Raw genomic sequence first — 12,239 nt, 5'->3', positions numbered from 1 at the left:
TCTTTTTACTGTTTGCCCGATTTACCCAGGGCTTTGGCGACGAGTTGTTCGTAGAGTTCGGCGTAGGGTTCAACCGCCTTGCACCAGTTGAAAGGCGCGGCCATGGCACGGCACCGCATGGCGTTGAGCAGCCCGGGGAAGGCGAACACCTTGAACGCGCGGCTCAGGGCCTCTTGATAGCTCTCGACCGTGGATTCGTCGAACAGGAAACCGGTCACGCCGTTTTCAATGGTATCGGCCAAACCGCCGGTATTGCGTGCCACCGGCAGCGAGCCGAAGCGCTGGGCGTACATCTGGCTCAAGCCGCAAGGCTCATAACGCGACGGCATCAACAGGAAATCACTGCCGGCGAACATGCGACGGGCGTCGGTTTCATTAAAACCGATACGCACGCCGATTTGCCCGGGGAAGCGCAGGGCGAGTTCCCGCATGGCTTGTTCTTCTTCCGGCTCGCCACGACCGATGATCGCGATCTGGCCACCGTTGTCGACGATGTATTCGGAGACCGCTTCGGTCAGGTCCAGGCCTTTCTGATACACCAGGCGCGAGACCACGGCGAACAGCGGGCCTTCGGAGTCTTCCAGGCCGAACAGGTCGCGGACATGGGCGGCGTTGACCGCTTTGCCGTCCCAGTCGCCGATGCCGAACGGGCAGAACAGGTGCGGGTCGGTGGCGGCGTCCCAGCTTTCATCAATACCATTGGGAATACCGCTGAGCAGGCCTTGCTGGGTCTTGGCGGCGAGAAAGCCGTCGAGACCGCAGCCGAAGGCCGGCGTGGTGATTTCCTGGGCGTAGGTGGCGCTGACGGTGGTGATGTGGCTCGAATAGGCCATGCCGGCCTTGAGGAACGACATCTTGCCGTAGAACTCCATGCCTTCCTGTTGCAAGGCATGGTTTGGAATACCGAGTTCAGGGCACGAACCCAGGCTGGTGACACCTTGATACGCCAGGTTATGAATGGTGAAGAGCGTCGGGGTGCGCTGTCCACGCCAGTGCATGTAGGCAGGCGCCAGGCCGGCTGGCCAGTCGTGGGCATGCACCAGATCCGGGCACCAGTGAATTTGTGCAAGATTGGCGGCGATATCGGCGGCGGCGAGGCCCAGGCGGGCGAAACGAATGTGGTTGTCCGGCCAGTCGCGGCCGTTGTTGGCGCCGTAGGGAGAACCTTCGCGCTCGTAGAGTTCGGGGCAGATCAACACGTAAATGACCAGACCGTCCGGCATGTCCATGCGTCCGATCTTGCAGGGTGGCAGTGCGGCATGCCCACCCAGTTCACCGATGATATGGATCGGGTTTTCACTGTGCAGCACTTGCGGGTAACCGGGGATCAGCACCCGAACATCGTGAAGGTGAGACATAGCCCGGGGCAGCGCTGCAGAAACGTCGCCCAAACCGCCGGTCTTGACCAGATCGGCAATCTCGGAGGTAACGAACAACACTTTCTTTCTGTTCGGGTTCTGACTGGCAGCCGGTGATAGCGTTTTGGTGCCTGGTACGCTGATCGATTGGGCGCTCGGAGCATTCACGGCGCTTGATTCGCCGACCTGCTGATGAGCACGCTCTCCCTGAATATCTAAAGCCGCACTAATCATATGAATCTCCCGTGTTGTTGATCTAATTCTAGGTCTGGCACCAACGGTGATCGTGGCCAAATCCTGTGGCCGGGCGCAAACGCGCTTCGCATCGGTTAGCAAGTGCTGCCCCATGCGCTAATGCAGAAAGGGTGAAGGAGCCATTGCAAGGAATGCACCAGTCGCTGTGGCCCTACCTTTAACCTGACCCTTGGGCAGGACCGAAAGTTTCGAGTTTTTTACCACCAGATGACTGACCGGTTTTACCTCGCGAAAATGAGTCTAGGCCAGATCCTAGAGCGGGGCAGGTCAAGTGGCGAAATTGTTCGACAATCGGTTGGAAGAGGGTAAAGGCACAGCGCTTGTAGGGGGAAACGCACCGACGAAGGGCAGGTTTATTTTCCAGAATGGGTCAAAACGGGACTTGCGGGTCACGGAAGCGGGCGAATTTTGCTGGGGATTGCACCATTGCAGTGCGATATGTTCGGGATCAAGGGCCCCTTCGCGAGCAAGCCCGCTCCCACAGGATTTACGCGATCCCTGTAGGAGTGAGCCTGCTCGCGATGGCTATCTAACAGGCACCGGAGATGTTGGCTGTTATGGCCCTTTCGCGAGCAGGCTCACTCCTACAGGATCTATGCGATTCCTTTGGGAGCGAGCCTGCTCGCGAAAAATATCAGGCGGTACGCGGTTTGCGCCCTGACACAAAATGACTCACATCATTGAACCCCGGCGTCGAGGAATGTCCCGGTGTCACTAGCGAATCAATAAACGCTTCATCTTCAGCCGTGATCTTTACCGCCTGCGCCTTGGTGTATGCATCCCACTGTTCTTCGGTGCGCGGTCCGACAATCGCCGATGTGACGGCGCTGTTGTTCAACACCCAGGCAATCGCGAACTCTACAATGCCCACGCCGCGCTCCTGGGTGTACCGCTGAATCTGCTGGGCAATGCGCAACGACTCTACCCGCCATTCGGTTTCCAGGATGCGTTTGTCAGCACGACCGGCGCGGCTGTTGGCGTCGGGTTTAACGTCCGGCGCATATTTGCCACTCAACACACCGCGCGCCAGCGGACTGTAAGGCACCACGCCCAAACCATAGTTTTGCGCGGCCGTGATCTGCTCGGTCTCGGCCTGACGGTTGACGATGTTGTACAGCGGCTGACTGATCACGGGCCGGTCGACCCCCAACTGGTCCGCCACCCGAATCACCTCGGCAATCCGCCAGCCACGGTAGTTGGACAGCCCCCAATACCGGATCTTGCCCTGGCGAATCAGATCGCCAATCGCCGACACGGTCACTTCCAGCGGCGTGTTGTGGTCTTCGCGGTGCAGGTAATAGATGTCGAGATAGTCAGTGCCCAGACGCGTCAGGCTGGCATCGAGGCCATTGAAGATATGCTTGCGGCTCAACCCGCTGCGGTTCGGCAGACCGTCGACCGGGCCGAAACCGACCTTGGTCGCCAACACCCATTCGTGGCGGTTGCCGGCAATCGCTTCGCCGACGATCTCTTCGGAACGGCCGCCGGTGTAGACGTCCGCGGTGTCGATGAAATTGATGCCCTGGTCCCAGGCCTTGTCGATGATTCGCAGGGAATCTTCGGTGCTGGTCTGTTCGCCGAACATCATGGTGCCCAGTGTCAGGGTCGACACCTGTAAACCCGAATGACCCAGCGTGCGATAGCTCATGACGAAATCCTTTTGCCGGTGGGAAAGCTTCAATCAAATACCAGAACGTCTGCGCGCAGAAAAGTGAATTTATCGGCAAAGTGCATGACAACGCTCTTGCAGAAACGCCTGCAACACCTTGACCCGCTCCAAGACCTGCACCCGATGCGGACACAGCAAATTGAACGGCACACTTTCGCCTTGCCAGTCATCAAACAGCGTCACCAGCCGCCCGGCCTTCACATCGGCGGCAACGTCGAGCCAAGCTTTGTAGGCAATGCCATGCCCGGCCAACACCCAGCGGCGGGCCACTTCGCCGTCATCGGTGAGGTAGTCGCCGCGCACCTCAACCTCCAACACTTCATCCTGCCGACTAAAACGCCAACTGTTATAAGGCCGGCCGTTACGCAGGTAGAGCAGGGCGCTGTGCTCGCTGAGGTCCGCCGGCGTTTTCGGTGTGCCGTTGCGAGCGAGGTATTCAGGACTGGCGCAGGCCACACGACGATGCCCCGGCAGAATCGGCAACGCCACCAGCGTTGAATCGCTGGGCACCCCGAAACGCAACGCCACGTCGACGGTTTCGCGAAAGAGGTCTGAGTGGCGGTCATTGAGCAGCAGTTGCAGCTGGATATTCGGGTGCTGGCGCTTGAAATCGTCCAGCCACGGCAGCAACACATTGCGCCCGAAATCTGAAGGCGCGGCCAGTTGCAACACGCCGCTCAAGCCTTGAGTTTGATGCTTGAGCGCTTGCTCACCTTCCGCCAGCGCGGCCAGGGCCATACGCACGCTTTCCAGATAACGCCGGCCTTCTTCCGTCAGGCGCATGCTGCGCGTCGAGCGTGCGAACAGGCGGATGCCGAGGCGGGTTTCCAGGCGTTTGAGGGCGATGCTGGCGGCGGCGGGAGTGAGTTCCAAAGTGCGGGCGGCGGCGGAAATGCTCCCGGAGTCGGCGGTGCGGACGAAGATCTCCAGGTCGAGGATCGAGCTCATTGGTAAAAATCCTTTAAAGATCTGGCGTTTTTACCGGGATTTTTTGTGGATTGGCAAGGTGAGGTGCGTAATAAACAGCAATGTTTAACGGACACCTTCAGACACGTACTAAGGCTACATAACCTTGCGCCGTTGCCTACGACTGCGCCAGAATCCGCCGGCTTGTGCGCCTTGGGCCTGGGTTTTATCGTTTCCCCGTCGCTGAATATCAGTGATCGGGTTTGGTAGCCCGGCAATTAGGCGCAAAGCGTCACCATTTGAAGGCCTCTTAAGGTCTCTGTTTTATGGTGGCCATGCGCAGGGCTCCTTCGGGGGCGCCGGGTCCTAATTGCCGGTCTACCAACCCGCGTATGGCCACCACCTTCGTTTGGTAGCGAAGGTGAGGGCTCCTCAGTCTCAATTAGGAGTTTCATCTATGTTCAAACCAACACCAAACCCACCAGAAACGGATGACGTTTCCCCCTACGAATCCCCCGATTCAAAAAAGCTCAACGAAGCCGCCGAACGAGCGCTCGACTTCCACTTCCCGTCCAACGCCGACATCAAAGCCACCCCGCGAACATGCAGTACCCTGTTTTCCGTGGACCCTGAGGCTACGACCGAAACCCTGGCGGTGTATCTGGTCGAAACGCTGGCGTCGGTCGATGTGATGGTTCACCAGTTGGTGGATCATCTGGAGGGTGAGTCGCGTTATGCGCTTTTGGGGATTTCGAACAGCATCATGATGGCGGAGATCACAGCGAACCGGGTGCTGGATAACTTTGGTCAGCAGGGTTAAAGCAGGTACTTAAGAGAGCACAAACCTGTGGCGAGGGAGCTTGCTCCCGTTCGGCTGCGTAGCAGTCGTAAACCGGATTACGCGGTGTGCCTGAGAGCTCGCGGTTGCAGCTTTTGGGGCGGCTTCGCAGCCCAGCGGGAGCAAACTCCCTCGCCAAAAAAGCCTGTGTGGTTGCAAAAGTGTGTCTGACCCCATAAGCGTGCGTGCATGTGCAAAATGAGAAACGGCCCGAAAGGGCCGTTTTTTGTTGATCGTTCCCACGTGCAGTAAGGGAATGCTTCCAGGGACGCACCGCGTTCCAGCTCTGGAAAGGGACGCGGAGCGTCCCGGGCGAGGGTGTCCTGAAGTTTGTGTAAACGATCATGCCTTACACCCGCAACGTCCGCGTCATGCGCAGTGCCAACATACTCCCGCAAACAATCACGCCCGCCAGCAGATACAGCGCCGCATCGGTCGAGCCGGTGCTGTCCTTGACCCAACCCACCAGGTACGGGCTCAGGAAGCCCGCCATCTGCCCCATGGAGTTGATCAGCGCCAAACCGCCCGCCGCCGCGCCCGCGCTCAACATCGCTGTCGGCACCGGCCAGAACATCGGCAAGCCGGTGAGGGCACCCATGGTGGCGATGGTCAAACCGAGAATCGCGATGGCTGGGGTAGTCGCGAAGTTCACGGCAATCAACAGACCCACCGCGCCCATCAGCATCGGCACCACCAAATGCCAGCGACGTTCTTTGCGCAAGTCCGCCGAACGCCCAACCATCAACATGAACACTGCGGCCAGCAGATACGGAATCGCACTCAACCAACCGATCACCAGGTTATCGCTGAAGCCCAGGTTCTTGATGATCGACGGCAGCCAGAAGTTGATCGCGTAGACGCCGCTCTGGATGCAGAAGTAGATCAAGCCGAAGGCCCAGATCGCCGGGTTCTTGAACACGGCCAGCAGCGAGTCGGTGGTGGTTTTCGGTTTGTTGGCCAGATCGATGGCGTGGTCGGCTTCCAGCACCGAACGCTCGAACGGCGTCAGCCACTTGGCATTGGCGTAACTGTCGCTCAGCAGGAAATAGGCGAGGGCGCCGAGGATCACGGTCGGAATGCCTTGCAGCAGGAACATCCACTGCCAGCCCGCCAAACCGCCCTGGCCCGCAGCGAAGTGGTTGAGGATCCAGCCGGAGAACGGGCTGCCGAGCAGACCGGACACCGGGATCGCCGACATGAACAGCGCCATGATGCGGCCTCGGCGGAAGGTCGGGAACCACTGCGAAAGATAAAGCACCACGCCCGGGAAGAACCCGGCTTCGGCCGCGCCGGTGAACAGGCGCAAGGTGTAGAACTCGGTCGGGGTGGTGACGAACAGCAGGCAGGTCGAGAGCGTGCCCCAGACGATCATCATCAGCGCGATCCAGCGCCGTGGGCCGAATTTGGTCAGGGCCAGGTTGCTCGGAACGCCGCACAGCACGTAGCCGATAAAGAAGATCCCGGCCCCGAGGCCGTACACGGTTTCGCTGAATTTCAGCGCGTCGAGCATCTGCAGTTTGGCGAATCCAACGTTGACCCGGTCGAGGTAGTTGAACAGGTAGCAGATGAAGATGAAGGGGATCAAACGCAGGGTAATGCGTTTGTAGACGGCGTTTTTGTCGTCAACGATGGCCTGGGTAGCGGCGGCGCTCTGTGACATGGCGGGCTCTCTCTTTATTATGATTTTTTGCGATGCGCAGGGTAACGTTGATCGCCCAGAGAGTCTCGGCCACCCTCGGGGTTGCTGTCTTTGTGCCTGAGCACAGGGTTTGCCACCCAGCCCTGTGCGGGTGAACAACCCGTCCCATCACGCTTGCAAGGATCCCGATATGTTCGAACTCGATCACGACCTGGCCCAGGACATCGTCGACCGGGCGATGGCCATCCTGCCGTACAACGTCAACGTCATGGACAGCCAGGGATTGATTCTCGGCAGCGGCGAACCGGAGCGCATCAACACCCGCCATGAAGGCGCGCAATTGGTGTTGGCCAACGGGCGGGTGGTGGAGATCGATGCGCAGACGGCGATTCATCTCAAAGGCGTGCAGCCGGGGATCAACTTGCCGCTGCTGCTCGATCAGCGCTTGATCGGTGTGCTGGGAATAACCGGTGAACCCGAGCAACTGCGCACCTATGCCGAACTGGTGCGGATGACCGCCGAAATGTTGGTGGGCCAGCGTAATCAACAGGCCGAGCAGCAATGGCGGCGTCAGCGTTGCGATGATCTGCTGGCGTTGCTGCTGAGTGAGGCGGGGGATTCGCCGCGCTTGCTGGATGAAGCGCAGCAATTGGGTCTGAAACCGCAAATGACGCGGGTGCCTTATCTGTTCGAGTTGGGCATGGAACACGGTCCCGGGCAGACGGTGGATGCGCTCAGTGCCTGGCTGACTTCGCGTTACCCGGACAGTTGGTGCGTGAGTTCGGCGAAGTCGTCGTTGCTGTGGTGCCGACCGGCGAGTCAGGCGATCGAGAATGAACGGCTGCTGGAAAAACTCGACGGCCTGGGCTGGAACATTTTGCGCATAGCCGTGGGTGGGCAGGCGGATGGGTTGTCCGGGCTGCGTCGTTGTTATCGACGGGTCGGCGACTTGTTGGCGTATGGGCGCGATGTGTTGCCGCGTTCGCGTTTGCTCACGCTCACCCGTTATCGGTTGCCGGTGATGCTGTGGCGGCATCGCAACGATGACGCGCTGGATGAGCTGCTCAAACCCCTGCGCAAAGTCATCGCCAAGGACGGCAACGGCCAACTGCTGGCGACGTTACGCAGCTGGTGCGAGCACGACGGGCAGAGTCAGGCATGTGCGGATGCGCTGGGGATTCATCGCAACAGTTTGCGCTATCGGATGGAACGGATCGCCGAGTTGAGCGGGGTTGATCCGCTGAAACTGGATGGCATGCTCGCACTGTATCTTGGTGTCCAACTTCTCCCGCAAACCGACTGACCGAACCCCGTTTCTGTAGCAGCTGCCGAGCAACGCGAGGCTGCGTTCGGCTGCGTAGCAGTCGTGAAATCATGCACTGCGGTGTGTCAGGTAAATCGCGCCTGCCGGGTTTACGACTGCTTCGCAGCCGAACGCAGCCTCGCGCTGCTCGGCAGCTGCTACAACAAATGTGTAGGCCGGGAGGTTTTGTAGAAATGAACAATAAACGCCACCCCCGCTTGTGCAGCGGACCGGCGTTATTGTGCAGGGCTGCTGGCAGCATGGAATGCATTGGAACTGGAGAATTCGCATGAAAATCGTCATCGCCCCCGATTCGTTCAAGGACAGCCTGAGTGCCCAAGGTGTGGCCGATGCCATTGCCCTCGGTCTGGCGCAGGTCTGGCCTGATGCGCAACTGGTCAAATGCCCGATGGCCGACGGCGGCGAAGGCACGGTCGAATCGATTCTCGCAGCGTGCGAAGGTGAATGGCGCCGGACGCCCGTTCGCGGTCCACTCGGGGCCAGGGTCGATGCGGCCTGGGGCTGGTTACCGCACACCCACACCGCGATCATCGAAATGGCTGAGGCCAGCGGCCTGCAGTTGGTGCCGCCGGGGCAGCGCGATGCGTGCGTCAGCAGCACCTTTGGCACCGGTGAACTGATTCGTGCCGCGCTGGATGCCGGTGCGCAACGGGTGATCCTGGCCATCGGCGGCAGTGCCACCAACGATGGCGGCGCCGGAGCGATGCAGGCGCTGGGTGTGAAGTTGCTGGACGCACAAGGACAAGCGCTGGCCCCGGGTGGTCTGGCGTTGTCGCAACTGGCTTGCATCGACCTCAGTGCAATTGATCCGCGCGTGGCCGAGGTGCGCTTCGACATCGCGGCCGACGTCAACAATCCCCTGTGCGGTCCGCACGGTGCTTCCGCGATTTTTGGACCGCAGAAAGGCGCCTCGCCTGAGCAAGTCCGCCAATTGGACGCTGCCCTCGGGCACTTCGCCGAGCTGTGCGCCCGGGCCTTGGGCAAAGACGTCAAGGACGAACCGGGCAGCGGCGCGGCGGGCGGTTTGGGGTTCGCGGCGAAGGCGTTTCTGGACGCGCAATTCAAGGCCGGCGTGGACGTCGTCGCCGAGTTGGTCGGGCTGGCTGAAGCCGTGAAGGGCGCCGACCTGGTGATCACCGGCGAAGGGCGTTTCGATGCACAGACCTTGCGCGGCAAAACACCGTTTGGCGTGGCGCGTATAGCCCGGGAGCAGGGCGTGCCAGTGATTGTGATCGCGGGGACCTTGGGTGAGGGTTATCAGGATCTGTATGAACACGGCATTGATGCCGCGTTTGCCTTGGCCAACGGGCCGATGACGCTCGAGCAGGCCTGTACTGAGGCACCGCGGTTGTTACGTGATCGGGCCAGTGATATTGCGCGGGTCTGGCGCTGCGCAAAGGCATGACGCCTGACTCCCCAGTCGCGAGCAGCCAGCCAAAAAGCAGGCTTGTCTACTGTCATATCTGACAGTAGGCGGGAGGTCTTTTGCTGCGTAGGCTCCGAAGTTTCAGATTGCGACAGGGATTTTCGCATGTCATCGGCTCTTCCATCCCTCAAGGGGACAATCGCACTGATTACGGGTGCGAATCAGCCGTTTGCCAGGCTTTGTGCGCGGGCATTGGCAAAGCAAGGCGCTCAGGTTGTGTTGCAGGCCAGTCAGCAGGAAGCGTTGGACCACGCTGTAACCTCTTTGCAGCGTGACGGCTGCCAGGCGCTCGGGCTGTGTGTCGACAGCACCGATCAGGACTCAATCGCGCGGGCATTTGATGACATCGAGCGCAACCTGGGGCCGGTCAGTCTGTTACTCAACCATGCAGAAAACCGGTGGCCGATCGGTAAAGCCTGGATAGCCGATGGCGATCCTGAATGGCGTGTCGTGGACACGCATATGCTGGGCAGCCATGCATGGTGTGAGCAAGCGTTAACTCGAATGAGCCTCCACGGCACCGGCAGGATCATCAACAGCCTGCAGATGGTCGGTGCACAGCAGGGGTTTCCCTCGGCGTTTACCGTCGCGAAGTTCAAGTTGACCGGTTTCACTGAAGATCTGGCGGTTCGCGCCGCGCCTCGCGGCGTCCGGACGTTCGCCTTCTACCCCGGCTTGATTGATAACAGTGGTCTGCTGACGGACTTGATGACGCCATGCCCGGTCACCGGCAGTTCTATGCAGGGGGCGCGTCGCGAAATGGACGGCTCGCAAAAAGGGGTGGGACGGGTGCTCGAACTGGCAGCGGGATGCTATGACGCGCTAAATGGCCAATATCTGACCATTTACGACGATCTCTACGCCATGGAGTGCGCCGAACGCCAGAGCTATGCCCAAGCGCTGAATGCATGGCTCCTGAAGCGCAACGATTCGAAATGAACGGTTCAACAGGTGTTCCGTAAGTGGGTCACCTCTGAAGCATTGAAAATATTTCTCTGCATGCCCTGCAAGAAGCCTCACCCCAGCCGATACACCTAATAGGCGCACACAAACCTATTACAACAGTGGCGCCCGGCTGAAATCGTGCGTGCCCCAACGCCCGCCACTCCGCCATCACCGCAAGGACGCTCGCCGACTCAATCACCCGAGTATCGTCCTATGTCCCTGCGTAATCTGAATATCGCACCTCGAGCCTTCTTGGGGTTTGCCTTCATTGCCTTGCTTGTCATCGTTCTGGGTGTGTTTGCGGTCAATCGCATGTCGATCATCCGCCAGTCCTCGATCGACATGGGCAGTACCCAACTGCCCAGCGTCGGCTTCTTGGGCAATGTCACCGAAAACATCCTGCGCATGCGCATCTTGTCGTTCCGGATTCTGGTCAACCGCGAGCCGGCCAGTTTGCAGGAAGCTGAAACCCGGATTGCCGTGCTCACCGACAAGGCGCGCAAGGCCCAGGCCAGCTATGCCGAGTTGCCGGCGGGCCCGGACGAAGCGGCGCTGTATAAGGTATTCAGCGCGACGCTGGATAAATACATGCAAGCGCAACGCGAGATGCTGGACCTGTCGCGCCAGAACAAGGTGGAGGAGATGCGCACCTTGATCAATACGCGGATCAAGGAAGGTACCGACCAGATGGGCGAACAGCTCAATAAACTGGTGGCGTACAACCAGGATGGCGCCAAGGCCGCCGGTGTTATCGCGGAAGAAAATTACAACACCGCCGTGAACGGCATCATTGCGGTGTCGGTGGTCGCTTCGCTCATGACTGTGCTGCTGGCCTGGCTGCTGACCCGCAGCATCGTCACGCCGCTAAATCGCGCAGTGCAGGCGGCCGAAACCATTGCCGGTGGCAACCTGACTAAACCCATCGAGATCGACGGCAAGGACGAACCGGCGCGCTTGCTCGGTGCCTTGTCCGTCATGCAAGACAACCTGCGCAGAACCATCGAACAGATCGCCGGTTCGGCGACGCAACTGGGGGCCGCTGCTGAAGAATTGAGCACCGTGACCCAGGAAGCGTCGCGCGGCCTGCAACAACAGAACAACGAAATCGAACAAGCCGCCACGGCGGTCAACGAAATGACCGCCGCCGTGGAAGAGGTTGCGCGCAACGCCGTGTCGACCTCCGAAGCCTCGAACCAGTCGACCCAGGCCGCCCGCGAAGGCCGTGACCGCGTGGTGGAAACCGTCGACGCGATCCAGACCATGACCCATGACGTGCAAAACACTTCGTTGATGATTGAAGGCCTGGCCGCTCAGGGCCGCGACATCGGCAAAGTGCTGGACGTGATCCGTGCCATCGCTGAACAGACCAACCTGTTGGCGCTCAACGCGGCGATCGAAGCGGCCCGCGCCGGTGAAGCCGGACGTGGTTTTGCCGTGGTGGCGGACGAAGTCCGGGCCCTGGCCCATCGCACCGCGCAATCGACGCAGGAAATCGAAAAAATGGTCGCCGGCATCCAGAACGGCACGGGCGAAGCCGTCTCGTCGATGCAGCAAAGCAATCAGCGCACCCAGAGCACGTTGGAGATGGCCCGCGCCGCTGGTGTGGCACTGGAACAAATCACCCAATCGATCCACTTGATCAACGAACGCAACCTGGTGATCGCCAGCGCGTCGGAAGAACAGGCGCAGGTGTCCCGCGAAGTCGACCGCAACCTGGTGAACATCCGCGACCTCGCCACTCAGTCCGCCGCGGGTGCCAATCAGACCAGCGCCGCGACCCATGAACTGTCACGCCTGGCGGTCGATTTGAATGCGATGGTGGCGCGTTTCGTGATTTGAGATAGGGTTGAGACTGGGAGTCCGCGCGCGACAGGAGAAA

The 12,239-nt window shown here is 60.0% G+C and carries 9 protein-coding genes and 1 pseudogene; 6 read left to right on the top strand and 4 right to left on the bottom strand.

From position 1 onward, the window contains the following. Positions 1-5 precede the first annotated feature (5 nt). From glgA to ACA051_RS16155, 3 genes are all read right to left on the bottom strand, one after another. Positions 6-1,592: a glycogen synthase GlgA gene (gene glgA, locus ACA051_RS16165; protein WP_497293564.1), complete on the bottom strand. Its 1,587-nt coding sequence runs from the start codon at positions 1,590-1,592 to the stop codon at positions 6-8. A gap of 655 nt (positions 1,593-2,247) precedes the next feature. Then, positions 2,248-3,261, bottom strand: a complete 1,014-nt coding sequence (locus ACA051_RS16160) for an aldo/keto reductase (protein ID WP_497370836.1) — start codon at positions 3,259-3,261, stop codon at positions 2,248-2,250. Between the two features lie 69 nt (positions 3,262-3,330). Then, positions 3,331-4,230 (bottom strand): LysR family transcriptional regulator, encoded by a 900-nt coding sequence (locus ACA051_RS16155; protein ID WP_497370835.1) that lies wholly within the window; start codon positions 4,228-4,230, stop codon positions 3,331-3,333. A 415-nt stretch (positions 4,231-4,645) separates the two neighbouring features. On the opposite strand from ACA051_RS16155, the gene ACA051_RS16150 reads away from it, so the two are divergent. Next, positions 4,646-5,008, top strand: coding sequence for a DUF6124 family protein (locus ACA051_RS16150; protein WP_497370834.1), 363 nt, complete (start codon positions 4,646-4,648; stop codon positions 5,006-5,008). Between the two features lie 367 nt (positions 5,009-5,375). On the opposite strand, the gene ACA051_RS16145 is transcribed toward ACA051_RS16150, so the two are convergent. Then, positions 5,376-6,686 (bottom strand): MFS transporter, encoded by a 1,311-nt coding sequence (locus ACA051_RS16145; RefSeq protein ID WP_497370833.1) that lies wholly within the window; start codon positions 6,684-6,686, stop codon positions 5,376-5,378. Positions 6,687-6,855: 169 nt separating this feature from the next. On the opposite strand from ACA051_RS16145, the gene ACA051_RS16140 reads away from it, so the two are divergent. From ACA051_RS16140 to ACA051_RS16120, 5 genes and pseudogenes are all read left to right on the top strand, one after another. Then, entirely contained in the window at positions 6,856-7,968 is a 1,113-nt protein-coding gene (locus ACA051_RS16140) for a sugar diacid recognition domain-containing protein (protein ID WP_497303099.1), read from the top strand. 289 nt (positions 7,969-8,257) lie between these two features. Further along, positions 8,258-9,394, top strand: a complete 1,137-nt coding sequence (locus tag ACA051_RS16135) for a glycerate kinase (RefSeq protein ID WP_497370832.1) — start codon at positions 8,258-8,260, stop codon at positions 9,392-9,394. Positions 9,395-9,520: 126 nt separating this feature from the next. Beyond that, positions 9,521-10,354: an SDR family NAD(P)-dependent oxidoreductase gene (locus tag ACA051_RS16130; RefSeq protein ID WP_497370830.1), complete on the top strand. Its 834-nt coding sequence runs from the start codon at positions 9,521-9,523 to the stop codon at positions 10,352-10,354. A 219-nt stretch (positions 10,355-10,573) separates the two neighbouring features. Beyond that, positions 10,574-11,296 (top strand): annotated as a pseudogene (locus ACA051_RS16125) (MCP four helix bundle domain-containing protein); the annotation flags it as partial. 39 nt (positions 11,297-11,335) lie between these two features. Continuing rightward, a complete protein-coding gene (locus ACA051_RS16120) occupies positions 11,336-12,199 on the top strand; it encodes a methyl-accepting chemotaxis protein (protein WP_497310607.1) in 864 nt (287 codons plus the stop codon). The last annotated feature ends 40 nt before the right edge of the window (positions 12,200-12,239 follow it).

Source organism: Pseudomonas sp. LBUM1669 (assembly GCF_059695705.1).
This window is presented reverse-complemented; position numbering and strand designations above follow the sequence as displayed.

Coding starts and splice junctions, on each gene's coding strand:
- glgA (WP_497293564.1), bottom strand. CDS start 1,592: ATGATTAGTGCGGCTTTAGATATTCAGGGAGAGCGTGCTCATCAGCAG.
- ACA051_RS16160 (WP_497370836.1), bottom strand. CDS start 3,261: ATGAGCTATCGCACGCTGGGTCATTCGGGTTTACAGGTGTCGACCCTG.
- ACA051_RS16155 (WP_497370835.1), bottom strand. CDS start 4,230: ATGAGCTCGATCCTCGACCTGGAGATCTTCGTCCGCACCGCCGACTCC.
- ACA051_RS16150 (WP_497370834.1), top strand. CDS start 4,646: ATGTTCAAACCAACACCAAACCCACCAGAAACGGATGACGTTTCCCCC.
- ACA051_RS16145 (WP_497370833.1), bottom strand. CDS start 6,686: ATGTCACAGAGCGCCGCCGCTACCCAGGCCATCGTTGACGACAAAAAC.
- ACA051_RS16140 (WP_497303099.1), top strand. CDS start 6,856: ATGTTCGAACTCGATCACGACCTGGCCCAGGACATCGTCGACCGGGCG.
- ACA051_RS16135 (WP_497370832.1), top strand. CDS start 8,258: ATGAAAATCGTCATCGCCCCCGATTCGTTCAAGGACAGCCTGAGTGCC.
- ACA051_RS16130 (WP_497370830.1), top strand. CDS start 9,521: ATGTCATCGGCTCTTCCATCCCTCAAGGGGACAATCGCACTGATTACG.
- ACA051_RS16120 (WP_497310607.1), top strand. CDS start 11,336: ATGCAAGACAACCTGCGCAGAACCATCGAACAGATCGCCGGTTCGGCG.